The sequence below is a fragment of the Bradyrhizobium sp. dw_411 genome, assembly GCF_018449695.1.
In the GTDB taxonomy this organism is placed as follows: Bacteria; Pseudomonadota; Alphaproteobacteria; order Rhizobiales; family Xanthobacteraceae; genus Bradyrhizobium.
The window spans coordinates 1-18,658 of record NZ_JAAVUY010000023.1 but is presented as its reverse complement, the minus strand read 5'-3'; the positions used below and the strand labels follow the sequence as shown (position 1 = coordinate 18,658).

The window sequence follows — 18,658 nt, the reverse complement described above, 5'->3', positions numbered from 1 at the left end:
GGGTCCGCAGCGCGCGTTTGGAGAAGTACATGGCAGCCAAGACAAATTTCCGGGGATCGTTCACCGCCTTGGTCACGCCATTCAAAAACGGCTCGCTCGACGAAGCCGCGTTTCGCGGGCTGGTGAGCTGGCAGATTTCCGAGGGTACCCACGGCCTGGTGCCGGTCGGCACGACCGGCGAAAGCCCGACCGTGAGCCATGACGAGCACAAGCGTGTCGTCGAATGGTGCATCGACGAGGCGGCGGGCCGCGTTCCCGTGATCGCGGGCGCGGGTTCCAATTCGACCAAGGAAGCCGTCGAGCTGGCGCAGCACGCCGAGAAGGCGGGCGCCGATGCGGTGCTGGTGGTGACGCCGTATTACAACAAGCCCACGCAAGAGGGCATGTACCAGCACTTCAAGGCGATCAACGACGCCATCGGCATTCCGATCATGATCTATAACATCCCGCCGCGATCGGTGATCGACATGAGCGTGGACACCATGGCGCGGCTGTTCGAATTGAAGAACATCGCCGGCGTCAAGGACGCCACCGCGAGCATGGTGCGGGTGTCGCAGCAACGTGCTGCGCTCGGCGAGGATTTCAACCAATTGTCGGGCGAGGACGCCACCGTGCTCGGTTACATGGCCCATGGCGGCCATGGCTGCATTTCCGTGACCTCCAACGTCGCGCCGCGGCTGTGTTCGGAGTTTCACCAGGCCTGGCAGAAGGGCGACGTCGCCACCGCGCTCAAGGTGCACGACAAGCTGATGCCGCTGCACACCAATCTCTTCATCGAGTCAAACCCGGCACCGATAAAGTACGCGTTGTCGCTGCTCGGCAAGATGGACGAGACGCTGCGCCTGCCGATGGTGCCGGTGTCCGAGCCCACCCGCGTGGCGGTGCGCAACGCGATGGTGCATGCAGGTCTTATTAACTAAAGGCTCTGATCAACTAAGTCCTCGAATTATTGACGACCAATATTCTGGATGGGGAGGGTTTGCATATGCTCAAGGAATTTCGCGAATTTGCCATGAAGGGCAATGTCGTCGATCTCGCGGTCGGCGTCATCATCGGCGCGGCGTTCGGGGCTATCGTGACCTCGCTGGTCGGCGATATCATCATGCCGATCATCGGATCGATCACGGGCGGTCTCGACTTCTCCAATTATTTCACGGGCCTGTCGAAAGCCGTTACTGCGACCAATCTGGCCGATGCCAAGAAGCAGGGCGCTGTACTGGCCTGGGGCAGCTTCCTGACCCTGACAATTAACTTCCTGATCGTTGCCTTTGTACTGTTCCTGGTCATCCGCGCGATGAATACGCTAAAGCGCAAGGATGCCGCCGCTCCGGCCGCGCCGCCGAAGCCGACCCGCGAGGAAGAACTGCTTACCGAGATCCGCGATCTCCTGAAGAAGGCATGACGTGGCCGAGAAGAACGAACGCCCGATCAAGATCGTCGCCGAAAACCGCAAGGCCCGCTTCAACTATGCCATCGAGGATACGATCGAAGCGGGCATCGCGCTGACCGGGACCGAAGTAAAGTCGATCCGCAACGGCAAGACCACGATCGCGGAATCCTATGCCGATACCAAGGGCGGCGAGATCTGGCTGATCAACGCCAACATTCCCGAATATCTGCAGGCCAACCGCTTCAATCACGAGCCGAAGCGGCCGCGCAAACTGCTGTTGCACCGAAAGCAGATCAACAAGTTGATGGGCGCGGTCGATCGCGACGGCATGACGCTGATTCCGCTCAAGCTCTATTTCAACGAGCGCGGCCGCGCCAAGCTGTTGCTGGCCGTCGCAAAGGGCAAGAAACTGCACGACAAACGCGAGACCGAGAAAAAGCGCGATTGGGGCAGGGAGAAGGGCCGCCTGCTGCGCGCGCGGGGGTAGGATTTGAATTTTGTAGGATGGGTTGAACGTAGTGAAACCCATCACCACGAATATTGATGGGTATCGCTTCGCTCAACCCATCCTACGAAGAACGAGAGTGCGATGAACCAGAAAAACCTGCTCGAAGTCGACTGGAGCAAAATACCTGCACCGACCGACGACGGCGCCGCGAAGCATCTTGTGGGCATGACGATTCCGCCGCTCAGCCTGCTCGCGACTGACGACAATGCGGTGACGCTGTCGGCGCTGCCGGGCCGCATCGTGGTGTTCGCCTATCCGCGCACCGGCGAGCCCGGCAAGATCGGCCTGGTCGATGATTGGGACATGATCCCGGGCGCGCGGGGCTGCACGCCGCAGACCTGCTCGTTCCGCGACCTGTTTGCGGACTTGAAGTCGGCGGGGGCAAGCCATGTGTTCGGGCTGTCGACGCAAAGCAACGAATACCAGACCGAAATGGCCTCCCGGCTGCATCTGCCGTTTCCGGTTCTTTCCGATGAAAAGCTGACGCTGACACGCGCGCTGAATTTGCCGACCATGGAAGTGGCGGGACTGACCTTGATCAAGCGGCTGGCGCTGATCATCGACGATGCGCGCATCACGCATGTGTTCTATCCGGTGTTTCCTCCGGACTCGAACGCCGGCGATGTGCTGGCGTGGCTGAAGAAACATCCGGTGGCTTGAATCGTAGGGTGGGCAAAGCGCAGCGTGCCCACCATCTTGTTTCGCGGATAGACGGTGGGCACGGCGCAAGCGCGCCTTTGCCCACCTTACGAAGCCACGAAGTTAGGTCCGATTGGCCCTACGGAGCCTGATCCAGATCCGCTCTTACCTTTGCAAACACGTTGCGAAACATCTCCGGGGTCAGCACCCGCGTATTCGTGTTGTAACGCGAGCAATGATAGGTGTCGTAGAGCTTCCGCGTCCCCGCCGGATGGATCGCACCGTGTTTAAACGGCGCGGCGGCGCTGCGGATACCCAGCGCCTTGACCGTCGAATCATGTGCGATCCGGCCCAGCGCCACGATCGCCCGCAGGTTCGGCATGCCCTCGATGGTCGACACCAGAAATGGCCGGCAGGTATTGATTTCCACCGGCAGCGGTTTGTTCTGCGGCGGCACGCAATGCACCGCATTGCCGATCCGGCAATCCACCAGTTTCAGCCCGTCGTCGGGTCGTGCTTCATATTTGCCTTTGGCAAAGCCGTATTCCAGCAGCGTCGCGTAGAGCAAATCGCCGGCGTAATCGCCGGTAAAGGGCCGGCCGGTGCGATTGGCGCCCCGCAATCCCGGCGCAAGACCGACGATCAACAGCCGCCCGTCGGGATCGCCGAACGCCCTGACCGGTGCGTTGTACCACTCCGGTTCGCGCGCGCGCGCGTCCTCGCGAAACGCGACGAGCCGGGGACAGAGCGGACAGTTACGGTCGGGTTCGGTGCGGAGGAGGGCGCCGGCGGGCGGGTTTTGGGCCGGTTTGGTCTTAGTCCTCGAAATCGTCGTCATCGCCCCTCGGCGCCATAGTCGTCGCGCGCTGCAGGAATTGCGGCGCGTGATGGCGCGGCTCGCGCGGAGCCGGACGCTCGGAGGGGTCGCGGCCGAGCTTGGATTGCAACTCGACCAGATCGGTAAAGACGTCGGCCTGGCGTCGCAATTCATCGGCGATCATCGGCGGCTGGCTCGAAATCGTCGAAACCACGGTTACCCGCACGCCGCGACGCTGCACCGCCTCGACCAGCGAGCGGAAATCGCCGTCGCCGGAGAACAGCACGATCTGGTCGACATGCTCGGCGAGTTCCATAGCATCGACCGCGAGTTCGATGTCCATGTTGCCCTTCACCTTGCGGCGACCGCTGGCGTCGATGAATTCCTTGGTCGCCTTGGTGACGACGGTGTAGCCGTTGTAGTCGAGCCAGTCGATCAACGGGCGTATCGACGAATATTCCTGATCTTCAATGATCGCGGTGTAATAGAAGGCGCGCAGCAAGGTTCCACGACTCTGGAATTCCTTGAGTAGACGCTTGTAGTCGATATCGAAACCGAGCGTCTTGGCGGTTGCATAAAGGTTTGCGCCATCAATAAAGAGTGCGATCTTGTTGGAAGCAGGGGACATTCAGTTGTTCTCGCGTGGTTGTTGTTATCCATAAACTTTTTTTTGGCGCGGCGGCAGTAGACCACGCATTTCAAAAGAACCGCCGAAGACCGGCGGCGCCTGTTTGAACAGGTGTCGCCGCGCGTTAGGAGAGTCAGCGCAATAGATGAGACTTTTACGACGCAATGAAGCGTTTTCTTGTCCGCCCGGCCGATTTGTGTCGGCTTCGAACGCTCCACTGCTATGCCCCCACGGATTGGTTAGCAGACCAGATTACCGACGCCAAATCACAATTTTGTCTTGCGAAACGCCCTCTGCACCTATAACTAGCCCGCATAACCAGCATATTCGGTCCCATTTAACGGAGCGACAGTCGATGGCGCGCGTCACCGTAGAAGATTGCATTGATAAGGTTGATAACCGGTTCGACCTGGTCCTGCTGGCGGCGCATCGCGCCCGCATGATTTCGTCCGGTTCGCAGCTGACGGTCGACCGCGACAACGACAAAAACCCGGTGGTTTCATTACGTGAAATCGCCGACTCGACCATTTCTCCGGAAGATTTGCGGGAAGAACTGGTTCATTCCCTGCAGAAATTCGTCGAAGTGGACGAGCCGGAACCCGATACGGTGCCCTTGATCGGATCGGCCGGCGCCAGCGTCGATGCCGACGATACCGAAGTCGCCGTCGAGCGCATGACGGAAGAGGAACTTCTGAAGGGCCTCGAAGGTCTGGCGCCTCCGGAAGAGCAGCCCGAAGAGGACGAGTAAATCTCACCTATTACAGCTTGGGGTTTAGCGCTCCGCCCACCGATTTACCGAAGGCCCGGACATTTTGTTCGGGCCTTTGCTTTTATTGGTATTTTCATGGTTACCATGCGCTCCTGGGTTTGGTCTTGGGCGTAGATGGATTCTGCGACGGCTGTCTCTCATGTGATCGGGAGATTGGCGGTTTAGCGCTAGACTGCACCCGGATGTCTGAAATCGAGCGGTTCCACGGACCCGATCCCGGGTCTGTATGAGGTAATGATCAATGGCGTATTGGCGCCGCCCAGGGCAAATGCAGGCTGCGACCGATTCGGTCGCTGTGGTGCCTGCGTCGCCCGTACCGGCGCCGGCGGCCAAGCCGGCCAAAACGCCGCGCACGCGCATGATGCGGCAATACGATCTGGTCGAACGCGTCCGCTCCTACAATCCCGATACCAACGAAGACCTGCTGAACCGCGCCTATGTCTACGCCATGAAGGCGCATGGCTCGCAGACCCGCGCCTCCGGCGATCCCTATTTTTCGCATCCACTCGAAGTCGCGGCGATCCTGACCGGCCTCAAGCTCGATGACGCCACCATCGTCGCGGCGCTGCTGCACGACACCATCGAGGATACCGAGGCGACCCGCGCCGAAATCGATCAGGTGTTCGGTCCGGAAATCGGCGCGCTGGTGGAAGGTCTCACCAAGCTGAAGCGGCTGGAGCTGGTTTCACGCGAGGCCAAGCAGGCCGAGAACCTGCGCAAGCTGCTGCTGGCGATCGCCGACGACGTCCGCGTTCTGCTGATCAAGCTCGCCGACCGTTTGCACAATATGCGCACGCTGGAGTTCGTGCCGCCCGCCTCGCGGCACCGGATCGCGGAGGAGACGCTCGATATCTATGCGCCGCTGGCCGGCCGCATGGGCATGCAGGAAATGCGGGAAGAGCTCGAAGACCTGTCGTTCCGCTCGCTTGATCCGGAAGCCTATTCAGTGGTGATGCAGCGGCTGGATGCGCTGGCCGACCGCAACCGCAATTTGATCGGCGAAATCGAAACCCAGCTCTCCAAGAACCTGCAGAAGAACGGCCTGACGGCGCATGTCTATGGCCGGCGCAAGCAGCCGTTTTCGATCTGGACCAAGATGGAGCGTAAATCGGTCGGCTTCGAACAATTGTCGGATATTTTCGGGTTTCGCGTCGTGATGAAGGACGTCGAGGCCTGTTACCACGCGCTCGGCGTCGTGCACACGACCTGGCCGGTCGTGCCCGGCCGGTTCAAGGACTACATCTCGACGCCGAAGCAGAACGATTATCGCTCGATCCACACCACGGTGATCGGCCCCGGCAAGCAGCGCGTCGAACTACAGATCCGCACGGAAGATATGGACCGGATCGCGGAATTCGGCATCGCCGCGCACGCCTTTTACAAGGACGGGGTGGGATCGCCGACCGAACTCCTGAAACGCGAATCCAACGCCTTTGCGTGGCTGCGCCACACCATCGCGGTGCTGTCGGAAAGCGCCAACCCGGAAGAATTTCTCGAGCATACCAAGCTCGAGCTGTTCCACGACCAGGTGTTCTGTTTTACCCCGAAGGGAAAACTGATCGCGCTGCCGCGCCAGGCCAATGTGATCGACTTCGCCTATGCCGTACATACCGATGTCGGCAACAGCGCGGTCGGGAGCAAGATCAACGGCAAGTTCGCGCCGCTGTCGTCCGAACTGCAGAACGGTGACGAAGTGGAGGTCTTGACCTCGGAGGCCCAGTCGGCGCCGCCATCGGCCTGGGAATCGCTCGCGGTTACCGGCAAGGCGAGGGCGGCGATCCGGCGCGCCACGCGCACCGCGGTGCGCGATCAATATGCCGGCCTCGGCCGCCGCATCGTGGAACGGCTGTTCGTGCGCGCAAAGATCGAATATGGCGACGACAAGCTCAAGGGCGCGTTGCCCCGGCTGGCGCGCGCCTCGATCGACGATGTCATGGCGGCGGTGGGCCGCGGCGAGATGAAGGCCTCCGACGTCGCGCGCGCGATGTACCCGGACTACAAGGAAGAGCGGGTCGCGCGGTTTGGCGCCAAGAAGAGCCTTGCGGACAAGCTGAAGCAGAAATCGCCGCCGGACCCGGCGCGCAGTCCTTCGGCGATCCCGATCCGCGGCATCAATTCGGATTTGCCGGTCAAATTCGCCCCGAACGGCGGCGCGGTGCCGGGCGATCGTATCGTCGGCATCGTTTCGCCGGGCGAAGGCATCACGATCTATCCGATCCAGTCGCCGGCGCTGAAGGATTTCGAGGAAGAACCCGAGCGCTGGCTCGACGTGCGCTGGGATGTCGACGAATCGACGCCGCAGCGCTTTCCGGCGCGAATTCGTGTCGACAACGTCAACGAGCCCGGCAGCCTGGCCCAGGTCGCCACCGTGATCGCCGAGCATGACGGCAATATCGACAATATCAGCATGCACCGGCGCTCGCCCGACTTTACCGAGCTCACCATCGATCTTGAGGTCTATGACCTGAAGCATCTCAGCGCTATCATCAACCAGTTGCGCGCCAAGGCCGTGGTCGCACGGGTCGAGCGCGTCAATGGGTAAAACAGTTCGTCATTGCCGGGCGTAGTAGTCTGCGTTACGCAGACTGCGTACACTTGTCTGCGCTCCCGGCAATCCATCTTTACGAAGAGGATGGATGCGCGGGTCAAGCCCGCGCATGACATTCGGAGTATTCCAGTCGCTTTCTAATTCGTCCGCGAGTCCTGCATGGCCCTTCCTCCGCTGCGTCTCGGAGTCAATGTCGATCACATCGCCACGCTGCGCAACGCGCGGGCGGGGCGTAATCCCGATCCCGTGCGCGCCGCGCTGGTCGCGATCGAGGCGGGCGCCGACGGCATTACCGCGCATCTGCGCGAGGACCGCCGCCACATCCGCGATGAGGACATGGCGCGGCTGAAGGCAGAAATCTCAAAGCCGCTCAATTTCGAGATGGCGGCGACGCCGGACATGCTCAGGATATCGCTGGCGACCAAACCGCATGCGGTGTGCCTGGTGCCCGAGCGCCGGGAAGAACTCACGACCGAGGGCGGTCTCGATGTGGTTGGGCTGCACAATGCCCTGGCGCCTTTTATCGCCCGCCTGAACGATGCCGGGATACGTGTGTCGCTGTTTATCGCCGCCGATCCCGCCCAGATCGAAATGGCCGCCAGGCTGCGCGCGCCGGTCATTGAAATTCACACCGGCGCCTGGTGCGATGCCGTGGTCGATGGCCACACGAAGAAAGCGGACTCCGAGTGGCAGCGCATTGTCGCGGGCGCGGCGCTGGCGCGCTCGGCCGGGCTCGAAGTCCATGCCGGCCATGGTCTGGATTACGCGACTGCCGAGAAGATCGCGTCATTGCCTGAGATCATGGAGCTCAATATCGGCTACTACATGATGGGAGAAGCACTGTTCGTCGGCCTCGGCGAGACGGTTCGCACCATGCGCGCCGCGATGGATCGCGGACGCCAGAAGCTTGCGAGCGCAACATGATCCTCGGCATCGGCTCTGATCTGATCGACATCCGCCGCGTCGGCAAAGTCATGGAGCGCCACGGCGAGCGGTTTCTCGACCGCATTTTCACCGATGCCGAGCGGGCCAAGGCGGAACGCCGCGCCAAAAGCGAGAAAATGGTGGTGGCGACCTATGCCAAGCGATTTGCCGCCAAGGAAGCCTGTTCCAAGGCGCTCGGCACCGGCATCCGGCGCGGCGTCTGGTGGCGGGACATGGGGGTGGTCAACCTGCCGGGCGGGCGGCCGACCATGCAATTGACCGGCGGGGCGCTGGCCCGGCTGCAGGAAATGACGCCGGCGGGACACGAGGCGCGGATTGATCTGAGCATCACCGACGACTGGCCGCTGGCGCAGGCCTTTGTCATAATTTCGGCCGTTCAAACCGGCAAACCCTGAGCGGGCGGGGACTCACCTGTTCCGGCGTCCGGCAAAACTAAAAATCATAGACTTGTCAGGTGATTAGCAAGTTTTGATGCGGCCGTTGATTGCGCGGTCGCGAACAACCGTCTAAAACGCCGCAGGTAACACCAAAACGGAGTAAATTCGGGTCTGCGCCGGAATTTGCTCTCAATATCAGAATCAGGACCATTTTCTTGACGCGAAAGCCAGTCGCTGCTCGCGTGAGGAAAGTGCTCTGCCACCGCGCGGGAAACGCGACGGGGAAGTTAGGAAAACGATGAGCGTTACATCCGGCACAAAATCAGAAAGCGGCTTGGGTGAAACCGTCCGCGTCGTCATCCATGCGCTGTTGATCGCTCTGGTGATCCGCACTTTCCTGTTCCAGCCCTTCAACATCCCCTCGGGATCGATGAAGGCGACGCTGCTGGTCGGCGACTATCTGTTCGTCTCGAAATATTCCTACGGCTACAGCCACTATTCGCTGCCGATGTCACCGCCGCTGTTTTCGGGCCGCATCTTGGGTTCCGAGCCGCAGCGCGGCGATGTCGTCGTGTTCCGTCTGCCGAAGGATGATTCAACCGACTACATCAAGCGCGTGATCGGGCTGCCGGGCGACCGCATTCAGATGAAGGAAGGGCTGCTCTACATCAACGAGAAGCCGGTGGTCCGCGAGCGCCTGAGCGATTTCATCGGCGAAGACCCCTGCGGGTCCGACGCCACCGCCCGGGTGAAGCGCTGGAAGGAGACCTTGCCGAACGGCGTCACCTACGAGTCGCTGGATTGCGTCGACAACGGTTTCTACGACAACACCATCGTCTACACCGTGCCGCCGGGCAATTTCTTCATGATGGGCGACAACCGCGACAATTCGACCGATAGCCGGGTGCTGTCGGCGGTGGGCTATGTGCCGTTCGAGAATCTGGTTGGCCGGGCCCAGATGATTTTCTTCTCGATTGCCGAGGGCGAACACGCCTGGATGTTCTGGCGCTGGCCCACCGCGGTGCGCTGGAATCGCATATTTTCCATTGTGCGATGAACGACGAAACGCCTGATCTCCAGATTATATCGTCATCCGGCGAAGCAAGCTCCCAGCCTGACGCCGGCCGCGAACCTGCGAAGAAAAAGCGTACCAAGGTCAGCGCCAAGGCGGCGGCGGCCGCGCTAGAGGCCCGCATCGGGCACAAGTTTTCCGATGCCACGCTGCTCACGACGGCTTTTACCCATGTGTCCGCGCTGAAATCCGCGCGCAAGCGCGGCGACAGTTACCAGCGTCTTGAGTTTCTCGGCGATCACGTCCTCGGGCTGATCGTATCCGACATGCTGTACCGCGCGTTTCCCAATGCCGATGAAGGCGAATTGTCCAAGCGTCTTGCCGATCTCGTTCGCAAGGAGAGCTGCGCGGACGTCGCCAAATCGCTCGGGCTGCTCGACGACATCAAGCTCGGCGCGGTCGGGGCGGGGGCCGGCGCGCGGTTGCGCAAATCCGTACTCGGCGACATCTGCGAGGCCGTGATCGGCGCGGTATTTCTCGACGGCGGCTATGGTGCTGCGGCGCAGTTCGTCGAACGCAACTGGACCGAGCGGATGCACAAGCCGCGGCGGCCGCTGCGCGATCCCAAGACCGTGTTGCAGGAATGGGCCCAAGGCAAGGGCCTGCCGACGCCGGTTTATCGCGAGGTCGAACGCACCGGGCCGCATCACGATCCGCAGTTCCGCGTCGCGGTGGATTTGCCGGGACTGGCGCCGGCCGAAGGCGTCGGTGGCAGCAAGCGCGCGGCCGAAAAGGTCGCAGCCTCCGTCATGATTGAGCGCGAAGGCGTCGGCGGCGGCAACAATGATGCATGACATAACGGACGACATGGACGACACTCGCCAGGAAACGACAGAGGAAACCGCAGCGGAAGCCGCACCGGTCGCGACGCGCTGCGGCTTTGTCGCGCTGATCGGCGCGCCCAATGTGGGCAAGTCCACGCTGGTCAATGCGCTGGTCGGCTCCAAGGTCACGATCGTCTCGCGCAAGGTGCAGACCACGCGCGCGCTGATCCGCGGCATCGTGATCGAGAATCACGCGCAGATCATTTTGGTCGATACGCCCGGAATCTTCCTGCCCAAGCGCCGGCTGGACCGCGCGATGGTCTCGACCGCCTGGAGCGGGGCGCACGACGCCGATCTGGTGTGTGTGTTGCTCGACGCGCGTGAAGGTCTCGATGAGGAAGCCGAAGCGATCTTCACCAAGCTCGCGACCGTCAAGCACCAGAAAATCCTAGTGCTGAACAAGATCGATCTGGTGCCGCGCGAAAAACTGCTGGCGCTGGCCAAGGCCGCCAACGACCGGTTGAGCTTCGAGCAGACCTTCATGGTTTCGGCGCTGTCGGGTGACGGCGTCGACGATCTGCGCCGCACACTGGCGGCAATGGTGCCAGCGGGGCCATATCATTATCCGGAAGACCAGATGTCGGATGCGCCGATGCGGCATCTGGCGGCTGAAATCACCCGGGAAAAGATCTTCCGCCAGTTGCATCAGGAACTGCCGTATCAGTCGACGGTCGAGACCGATAGCTGGACCGAGCGCAAGGACAAATCGATCCGTATCGAGCAGACGATTTTTGTCGAGCGCGAAAGCCAACGCAAGATCGTGCTCGGCAAGGGCGGCGCCACCATCAAGTCGATCGGCGCGGATTCACGCAAGGAAATCGCCGAGATCGTCGGCGTGCCCGTGCATCTGTTTTTGTTTGTGAAGGTGCGCGAGAACTGGGGCGACGATCCCAACCGCTACCGCGAGATGGGACTTGAGTTTCCCAAAGAATGATCAGGCAAAGATCAAGGAATAGTCAGGTAATCAGTATCCGATGAATGTACCCAAGAACGTGGTTTGGTTTGAAGTGCTGCTGTATCTGTCGCTGACCCTTGATGCGCTGTCGGTCGCATTCCAGGACCGGTCCCAAACCACCGCCGACATGACGGAATCGGTGATCCTGATCGCGAACGTGATCGCGGCCTGCATGATCCTGCTGTTGTGTTATTTCGTCTGGCTTGCGGCGCAGCGGCGCAAGAACTGGCCGCGCTGGGCCTTGCTGGCCTCGCTCGTACTGTCCTTGATTTCACTGGTGCAGACGGTCGGCGAAAGCGGCATGCAGATCGACAGCGCGATCGAAGTGGTTTCCTGCGCTCTGACTGCGGCCGGAATGTATTTTTCCTTCACCGGCGACGCCCAGGGCTGGTTCAACGGGTGAATAATTTTACGCCGTCATTCCGGGATGGTCCGAAGGACCAGACCCGGAATCTCGAGATTCCGGGTTCGATGCTTGCGCATCGCCCCGGAATGACGGTTGTGAAATCCTGGGAACGTAGGGTGGGCAAAGGCGCGTTTGCGCCGTGCCCACCGTAACGATCTACGGCGCTGGCGGCGATCGCCATGGTGGGCTCGCTTCGCTTAGCTCACCCTACGTGATAGACTTTGCATTATGGAATGGACCGACGAAGGCATCGTGCTCGGGGTGCGGCGGCATGGCGAATCCTCCGCCATTGTCGAGCTCCTGACGCGCAGCCATGGCCGTCATCTGGGCCTCGTGCGTGGCGGCGCCGGCAAGCGGATGCGGCCGATGCTGCAGCCCGGCAACAGCGTGTCGGCGGTTTGGCGCGCCCGGCTTGACGAGCATCTCGGCTATTACGTGATCGAGGGCACGCGGCTGCGCGCGGCCACGGTGCTGGCGTCCTCGCATGCGGTCTACGGCGTGACGCATCTGGCCTCATTGGCGCGGCTGTTGCCCGAGCGCGATCCGCATGAAGACATCTATGAGATGCTGGAACGCACGCTTGACGATTTCGATGACGCCGGCGGGGCCGCCGTTCATCTCGTCCGGTTTGAACTGGCGATGCTGTCGGAACTCGGCTTCGGGCTCGATCTGGAAAACTGCGCCGCGACCGGCGCGACCACCGAATTGATTTATGTCTCGCCGAAATCCGGCGGCGCGGTGTCGCGGCAGGCCGGCGATCCCTGGCGCGAGCGATTGTTGCGGTTGCCGCCGTTCCTGCGTCAGGACTTCCCAGACCAGGACTCCGGCGGCGCCAACGGCTGGTCGGATCAGGATCTGCAGGACGGCTTTGCGCTGACCGGCATGTTCCTGCTGCGTCACGTGCTGGAGCCGCGCGGGCAGGGCCATTCCGACGCCCGCGACGGGTTTATCAATGCCGTGACCCGGCATCAGGCCAAAGCCAACGCGTTGCCGTGATGTGAAGTTACTGGGAAGCTTTTTCGCTCGCGGCGACAATCAGTTCGGATTGGGCGATCTGGGCTTTGAGATGCTCGATCTCGGATTGAGTCTCGGGAAATACGTCCCCGCCGGCGGTGTTTCCCGCTTCCAGCTCTTCCAGAATGGTGCGATTCTGGACGATCTGCTCCCGGTGCCATGCAATTTCGGTATCGTCGGTCATGTCGCTCCCGCCTGTCGTGCCCGCAGGAGAACGGCCCGCGTCGGCCATGGTTCCCCCTGACGCCGGTTGGCGGCGGGCCTGTGTGACGGTTCCGTCATGCGGCCAGGCGGCCTAAATTGCCCGCTGATTCGCATCTTGCCCGATTCACCGCGAGGGTTTAACGCCTCCCCATGGGAAAACGACAGTTACCACCGGAAGAGCCGGCCGAAATTCACGAGGTGATGCTGCGGGATGCGCTGGAAGAGCGCTATCTTGCCTATGCGCTCTCGACCATCATGCATCGTGCGTTGCCCGATGCCCGCGACGGCCTCAAGCCGGTGCATCGCCGTATCCTGTACGGCATGCGCCTGTTGCGGCTCGATCCCGGCACGCCGTTCAAGAAATCCGCCAAGATCGTCGGCGACGTGATGGGCTCGTTCCATCCGCATGGCGACCAGTCGATCTACGACGCGCTGGTGCGTCTCGCGCAGGATTTTTCCTCGCGCTATCCGATGGTCGACGGTCAGGGCAATTTCGGCAATATCGACGGCGATAATCCCGCCGCCTACCGCTACACCGAAGCCCGCATGACCGCCGTCGCGCAGCTCCTGCTCGACGGCATCGACGAGGACGGCGTTGAGTTCCGCCCCAATTACGACGGCCAGTCCAAAGAGCCGGTCGTCATGCCCGGCGGGTTTCCGAATCTTCTGGCCAACGGTGCGCAGGGCATCGCGGTCGGCATGGCGACCTCGATCCCGCCGCACAACGCGGCCGAACTGTGCGACGCCGCGCTGCATCTGATCGACAAGCCCGACGCGAAATCGAAGTCTCTCCTGAGATGGGTCAAGGGTCCGGATTTTCCGACCGGCGGTATTATTATTGATTCCAAGGAGAGCATCGCCGAAGCCTACATGACCGGACGCGGCTCGTTCCGCACCCGCGCCAAATGGAGCACGGAGGAGGGCGCGCGCGGCACCTGGGTCGTGGTCATCACCGAGATTCCCTGGCTGGTGCAGAAGTCCCGGCTAGTCGAGAAAATCGCCGAACTGCTCAACGACAAGAAGCTGCCGCTGGTCGGCGACGTCAGGGACGAATCCGCCGAAGACATCCGCCTCGTGATCGAGCCGAAGTCGCGCGCGGTCGATCCGGAATTGATGATGGAATCGCTGTTCCGCCTGACCGAGCTGGAAAGCCGGATTCCGTTGAACCTCAACGTGCTGGTAAAGGGCCGTATCCCGAAGGTGCTCGGCCTTGCCGAATGCCTGCGCGAATGGCTCGACCATCTGCGCGACGTGCTGTTGCGCCGTTCCAATTATCGCAAGGAGCAGATCGAGCACCGGCTGGAGATCCTCGGCGGCTACCTGATCGCCTATCTGAACATCGACAAGGTGATCAAGATCATCCGCACCGAGGATGAGCCGAAGCCGGCATTGATGGCGGCGTTCAAGCTCACGGAAATCCAGGCCGACGCGATCCTCAACATGCGGCTGCGCAGCTTGCGCAAGCTCGAGGAATTCGAGATCCGCACCGAGGACAAGAACCTTCGCGCGGAATTGAAGGGCATCAAGAGCCTGCTCGGATCCGAAGCTGAACAATGGTCCAAGATCGGCGAACAGGTCCGAAAAGTCCGCGACATGTTCGGGCCGAAGACGCCGCTCGGCAAGCGCCGCACCCAATTCGCCGATGCGCCCGAGCACGATCTCGCCGCGATCGAGGAAGCGTTCGTCGAGCGCGAGCCGATTACGGTGGTGATTTCCGACAAGGGCTGGGTACGCACGCTTAAGGGTCATGTCGCCGATCTCTCGGGGCTTACTTTCAAGACCGACGACCAGCTCGGCTCGGCGTTCTTTGCCGAGACCACGTCGAAACTGTTGCTGTTTGCGACCAACGGCCGCTTCTATTCGCTCGACGTCGCCAAATTGCCGGGCGGCCGCGGCCATGGCGAGCCGATCCGCATGTTCATCGACATGGAGCAGGACACTGCGATCGTGTCGCTGTTCGTCAACAAGGGCGGCCGCAAATTCCTGGTCGCGAGCCTTGAGGGGCAGGGCTTTATCGTCAACGAGGACGATTGCGTTGGCAACACCCGCAAGGGCAAGCAGGTGCTCAACGTCGAGATGCCGAACGAAGCCTGCGCGATTGCGACCGTCATGGGCGATACCGTTGCGGTGATCGGCAGCAACCACAAGATGGTGATCTTCCCGATCGATCAGGTGCCGGAGATGGCGCGCGGTCGCGGCGTGCGCCTGCAGAAATACACCAGCGCGTCGCTGTCCGACGTCGCGACCTTCGAATCCAAGGCCGGTCTGACCTGGAAGGATTCGGCCGGCCGCGATCAGGCCATGAGCTGGAAGGATTTGTCGGACTGGCGCGGTAACCGCGCCGACGCCGGCCGCCTTGCGCACGGTCTGCCGAAGTCGAACAAGTTCTTGCGCGGCGTGGAGTAGGGGCGGTGAGTGTTTCCTCGGCGCGCAAAGGCTGTCCCCTGGTAGCCCGGATGAGCGAAGCGACATCCGGGATTTGCCCGCATCTCGCGGAGCCTGTCATCGGGTGCGCCGTCGCGCGACCCGTTGGCTCATGCGATGGGCTACTTGTTGTCTTTCCGCCCCGATAATACCCACCCGCCGGCTACAATTGATCGTGAGATGGACGGAGCACAGCAATACGGTAGTATCCGACCATTAGAACGAAACCCGGAAAAACCGGCAGGGGAGAAACAATATGAACAACAGGACTCGCGCACTCGGTTTCGTGGCGGCCCTTTTGCCCGCGGTCTTGCTGGGCACCGTTGCGCAGGCGCAAACCGGCAAGCCGGGTGTTGAAAAACTTTACGTCCTCAACTGCGGCGAAGGCGTCGCCGGCGATATTTCGCGCTGGTCGCCCGGCGTCAACGAAGGCAAGTCGATGGACTTCGTCGACAATTGCTATCTCATCAAGCACTCGCAAGGCTGGTTCCTGTGGGACACCGGCATCACCGACGAAGTTGCGAACATGCCGAATGGTCTCCCGTCGGCCGACCCGAAGGCGACGAGCTGGCGCCGCCCCAAGACTTTGGCAGCGCAACTCGATCAACTCGGCATCAAGCCGTCGGACATCAAGGCGATGGCCGTTTCGCACACCCATCCGGACCATATCGGCAATGTCGAGATGTTTCCGAACGCGATGCTTTACGTGCAGAAGCTGGAATATGAGTGGCCGGGCGCCAACAATGCACCCCGCTTCAAGCCGGAGCATCCGGTCACCAAGCTCGAAGGCGATCGCGACATCTTCGGCGACGGCAGCCTGACCATCCTGTCGACACCAGGCCACACGCCGGGCCATCAGTCGCTGCTGGTGAAGTTGCCCAAGACCGGCCCGGTGATCCTGTCCGGCGATGTCGTGCATTTCAAAAGCAATTGGGAAAACCGCGGTGTTCCCGTCAACAATTTCAGCAAGGAGCAGTCGCTGGCGTCGATGCAGAAAGTTGCCGACGAGCTGACCAAGGACAAAGCGCAGCTCTGGATCAACCACGACAAGGCGCAGCGTGACACGTTGAAGATGTCGCCTGAATTCTACGACTGAGGAAAGCGCAACGCGCGTAAATCAGTTGCGCGGGACCGAGACGGGCGGCGGGCCAAACCCGACCGCCTTTTTCGGCTTCAACGTCCCGACATAGAACGATCCGCCCGCGACCAGAAACAGCGCGACCAGATAGACCGCATAGGATTGCGGTGGCGTGATCGCCCACTTTACAAAATTTCTGATTTTAGCGACCCCGCCGTTCTGGTTTTCCATGCGCCGGTTTTGCGCGAAATAGACCGGGATGGGAAGGGGCAACGGATCAAAGATCAGCGGCTTTCCACGTTCACGCCCGAAGCATCCTTCCGCAGCAGGAACAGCGCCAGCAGCGCCGCGAGGCTGAGCGCGGAGGAGACGATCAGGATGCGGCTTCCCATGCGGTCGATCAACAGGCCGAACGCCAGCGGCGCGATGGCCTGCGCCATCCGTGCGGGCGCGCCAATGATGCCAAGGCGATAGCCATAATTTTGCGGGCCGAAGATCGCCAGCGGCAGCGTACCGCGCGCGATGGTCAGGATGCCGTTGCCGGCGCCATGAAACAGCGCGAACACGCCGGCGGCTCCGCCACCCGCGAGCGCCAGAATGGCAGCGCCGATCGGATGCGTCAGGCAGGCCAGTTTTGTCGATACCAGCGGATGATAGCGGCTGAGGAAACTCGCCTCGACAATGCGCGCCAGCACCTGCGCCGGGCCGATCAGGGCGCCGGCCGATACCGCCTGCACGGTGGTCGCGCCTGCGGCCTGAAGGATGCGCGGCAGATGTGCGGCCATCGCACCGGTGACGCTCCAGGCCGCGGCAAAGGCGAAGGCGAGCAGCACCATGGTGCGATCGATCGGGATATGCGGCTTGATCGCGGTCGCGGCCGCCGCCTTGGCGCCCTTCACAGCCGGGAGCATCAGCAAATTAATCGGCAGGCCGATCAGGATGTGCGCCGCGGCCCAGGCAAAACAGGTCTCGCGCCAGCCGATGGTTTCCAGCCCCCACGCGGTCAGCGGCCATCCCACGGTGCTGGCGAAGCCCGCCAGTAGCGTGATGCCGGTGATGGCCCGGCGTGCGTTGTCGCCGTAGATCCGCCCCAGCGCCGCGAAGGCGGCATCGTAGAGGCCAAAGCCCATGCCGATGCCGAGCAGGATCCAGGCAACCACCAGCACCGGGATGGAATAGGTGGCGCCGAGCAGCGCCAGTCCCGCGGCCAGCGTGACGTTGGACATCGACAGCACCGGCCGGCCGCCGAACAGATCAATCTGTCGGCCGACGCGCGGGCCGAGCAGCGCCGATATCACCAGCGAAGCCGAGAACGCCGCAAAGATCCAGTTCGAGGATACGCCGAGGTCATGCCCGATCGGATCGGCCAGAATCGCCGGCAGATAATAGCTCGACGCCCATGCCAGCGTCTGCGTCGTGCCGAGCGCCAGGATGATGGGCAACTGGCGGGCGCTCTGCTCAGGCGCCATTCACATTCCTTGCCGGCACGATGCGTATCCGCAGTTTGTCGTTCTGTTGCAATCTATCCGAATAAGCGGAGTTAGCCCGGGTGGCAATTGCTTGACAGGGGGATTGTCGATGAAGGAGGCTCGGGCATGAGCGTTACGATCTATCACAATCCGGCCTGCGGCACGTCGCGCAACACGCTGGCCATGATCCGGCAAAGCGGCGAGGCGCCCACGATTATCGAATATCTGAAGACGCCGCCGGATCGTGCGCGGCTGATCGAGCTCATCAAGGCGATGAATATTCCGGTTCGCGCGCTGCTGCGTGAAAAGGGCACGCCTTATGCAGAGCTCGGGTTGGCCGACCCCAAATGGAGCGATGACGAACTGATCGATTTCATGCTGGCGCATCCGATCCTGATCAACCGGCCGATCGTGCAGACGCCAAAGGGCACCAAACTGTGCCGGCCCTCGGAGGCGGTGCTCGATCTGCTCGACAATCCCGCTGCTTCCTTTGTCAAAGAGGACGGTGAGGTCGTGACGCGGGCAAATTTGTAAGCTGCCTCATGGCGAGGAGGCGCGAAGCGCCGTCTCGAACCATCGGGGAATGTCTCT

Annotated in this window: 21 protein-coding genes; 16 read left to right on the top strand and 5 right to left on the bottom strand. The window is 61.7% G+C overall.

Going from position 1 to position 18,658, the window contains the following annotated elements:
* Positions 1-29: 29 nt before the first annotated feature.
* The 4 genes from dapA to HB676_RS29670 all read left to right on the top strand — a co-directional run bounded on the left by dapA (position 30) and on the right by HB676_RS29670 (position 2,558).
* A complete protein-coding gene (gene dapA, locus HB676_RS29685) occupies positions 30-920 on the top strand; it encodes a 4-hydroxy-tetrahydrodipicolinate synthase (protein WP_213742045.1) in 891 nt (296 codons plus the stop codon).
* Between the two features lie 65 nt (positions 921-985).
* Positions 986-1,402, top strand: coding sequence for a large conductance mechanosensitive channel protein MscL (gene mscL, locus HB676_RS29680; protein WP_213742044.1), 417 nt, complete (start codon positions 986-988; stop codon positions 1,400-1,402).
* A gap of 1 nt (position 1,403) precedes the next feature.
* The gene (smpB, locus tag HB676_RS29675; protein ID WP_213742043.1) at positions 1,404-1,877 is read left to right on the top strand and encodes an SsrA-binding protein SmpB; all 474 of its coding nucleotides are present in this window, start codon (positions 1,404-1,406) and stop codon (positions 1,875-1,877) included.
* 102 nt (positions 1,878-1,979) lie between these two features.
* A complete protein-coding gene (locus HB676_RS29670) occupies positions 1,980-2,558 on the top strand; it encodes a peroxiredoxin (protein ID WP_213742042.1) in 579 nt (192 codons plus the stop codon).
* Positions 2,559-2,676: 118 nt separating this feature from the next.
* Here the strand turns inward: HB676_RS29670 and HB676_RS29665 are convergent, their stop codons facing one another.
* The gene (locus HB676_RS29665; protein WP_213742041.1) at positions 2,677-3,375 is read right to left on the bottom strand and encodes a uracil-DNA glycosylase; all 699 of its coding nucleotides are present in this window, start codon (positions 3,373-3,375) and stop codon (positions 2,677-2,679) included.
* Positions 3,353-3,982: an NYN domain-containing protein gene (locus tag HB676_RS29660; RefSeq protein WP_213742040.1), complete on the bottom strand. Its 630-nt coding sequence runs from the start codon at positions 3,980-3,982 to the stop codon at positions 3,353-3,355. The genes HB676_RS29665 and HB676_RS29660 overlap by 23 nt, the downstream gene beginning before the upstream one ends.
* Before the next feature lie 355 nt (positions 3,983-4,337).
* Here HB676_RS29660 and rpoZ point away from each other — a divergent pair, with 355 nt between their 5' ends.
* The 9 genes from rpoZ to recO all read left to right on the top strand — a co-directional run bounded on the left by rpoZ (position 4,338) and on the right by recO (position 12,874).
* Positions 4,338-4,730: a DNA-directed RNA polymerase subunit omega gene (gene rpoZ / locus HB676_RS29655; RefSeq protein ID WP_024512695.1), complete on the top strand. Its 393-nt coding sequence runs from the start codon at positions 4,338-4,340 to the stop codon at positions 4,728-4,730.
* 262 nt (positions 4,731-4,992) lie between these two features.
* Positions 4,993-7,293: a bifunctional (p)ppGpp synthetase/guanosine-3',5'-bis(diphosphate) 3'-pyrophosphohydrolase gene (locus HB676_RS29650; RefSeq protein ID WP_213742039.1), complete on the top strand. Its 2,301-nt coding sequence runs from the start codon at positions 4,993-4,995 to the stop codon at positions 7,291-7,293.
* A gap of 165 nt (positions 7,294-7,458) precedes the next feature.
* Positions 7,459-8,223 (top strand): pyridoxine 5'-phosphate synthase, encoded by a 765-nt coding sequence (locus HB676_RS29645; RefSeq protein WP_213742038.1) that lies wholly within the window; start codon positions 7,459-7,461, stop codon positions 8,221-8,223.
* Positions 8,220-8,639 carry a holo-ACP synthase gene (acpS, locus tag HB676_RS29640; RefSeq protein ID WP_213742037.1) on the top strand — a complete coding sequence of 140 codons (420 nt, stop codon included), beginning with the start codon at positions 8,220-8,222 and terminating at the stop codon, positions 8,637-8,639. The genes HB676_RS29645 and acpS overlap by 4 nt, the downstream gene beginning before the upstream one ends.
* Positions 8,640-8,919: 280 nt before the next feature.
* The gene (lepB, locus tag HB676_RS29635; protein WP_213742036.1) at positions 8,920-9,678 is read left to right on the top strand and encodes a signal peptidase I; all 759 of its coding nucleotides are present in this window, start codon (positions 8,920-8,922) and stop codon (positions 9,676-9,678) included.
* A complete protein-coding gene (gene rnc / locus HB676_RS29630; protein WP_213742035.1) occupies positions 9,675-10,487 on the top strand; it encodes a ribonuclease III in 813 nt (270 codons plus the stop codon). Before lepB ends, rnc begins: the two co-directional genes overlap by 4 nt.
* A gap of 13 nt (positions 10,488-10,500) precedes the next feature.
* Positions 10,501-11,451 (top strand): GTPase Era, encoded by a 951-nt coding sequence (era, locus tag HB676_RS29625; RefSeq protein ID WP_213742124.1) that lies wholly within the window; start codon positions 10,501-10,503, stop codon positions 11,449-11,451.
* A gap of 40 nt (positions 11,452-11,491) precedes the next feature.
* Positions 11,492-11,875, top strand: a complete 384-nt coding sequence (locus HB676_RS29620; RefSeq protein ID WP_213742034.1) for a hypothetical protein — start codon at positions 11,492-11,494, stop codon at positions 11,873-11,875.
* Between the two features lie 231 nt (positions 11,876-12,106).
* Complete coding sequence (recO, locus tag HB676_RS29615) at positions 12,107-12,874, top strand: DNA repair protein RecO (protein ID WP_213742033.1); 768 nt, start codon at positions 12,107-12,109, stop codon at positions 12,872-12,874.
* A gap of 7 nt (positions 12,875-12,881) precedes the next feature.
* On the opposite strand, the gene HB676_RS29610 is transcribed toward recO, so the two are convergent.
* Positions 12,882-13,124 (bottom strand): hypothetical protein, encoded by a 243-nt coding sequence (locus tag HB676_RS29610; protein ID WP_249780530.1) that lies wholly within the window; start codon positions 13,122-13,124, stop codon positions 12,882-12,884.
* 122 nt (positions 13,125-13,246) lie between these two features.
* Here HB676_RS29610 and parC point away from each other — a divergent pair, with 122 nt between their 5' ends.
* On the top strand, positions 13,247-15,502 hold the full coding sequence (parC, locus tag HB676_RS29605) for a DNA topoisomerase IV subunit A (protein ID WP_213742032.1): 2,256 nt from the start codon (positions 13,247-13,249) through the stop codon (positions 15,500-15,502).
* Positions 15,503-15,776: 274 nt separating this feature from the next.
* Complete coding sequence (locus HB676_RS29600; protein WP_213742031.1) at positions 15,777-16,616, top strand: N-acyl homoserine lactonase family protein; 840 nt, start codon at positions 15,777-15,779, stop codon at positions 16,614-16,616.
* A gap of 21 nt (positions 16,617-16,637) precedes the next feature.
* Here the strand turns inward: HB676_RS29600 and HB676_RS29595 are convergent, their stop codons facing one another.
* Together HB676_RS29595 and HB676_RS29590 are read right to left on the bottom strand one after the other, a co-directional pair.
* Positions 16,638-16,871 carry a hypothetical protein gene (locus HB676_RS29595; protein ID WP_346347448.1) on the bottom strand — a complete coding sequence of 78 codons (234 nt, stop codon included), beginning with the start codon at positions 16,869-16,871 and terminating at the stop codon, positions 16,638-16,640.
* Positions 16,872-16,882: 11 nt separating this feature from the next.
* Positions 16,883-18,067 (bottom strand): MFS transporter, encoded by a 1,185-nt coding sequence (locus HB676_RS29590; protein ID WP_213742030.1) that lies wholly within the window; start codon positions 18,065-18,067, stop codon positions 16,883-16,885.
* Between the two features lie 126 nt (positions 18,068-18,193).
* On the opposite strand from HB676_RS29590, the gene arsC reads away from it, so the two are divergent.
* On the top strand, positions 18,194-18,601 hold the full coding sequence (gene arsC / locus HB676_RS29585; protein WP_213742029.1) for an arsenate reductase (glutaredoxin): 408 nt from the start codon (positions 18,194-18,196) through the stop codon (positions 18,599-18,601).
* Positions 18,602-18,658: the final 57 nt, after the last annotated feature.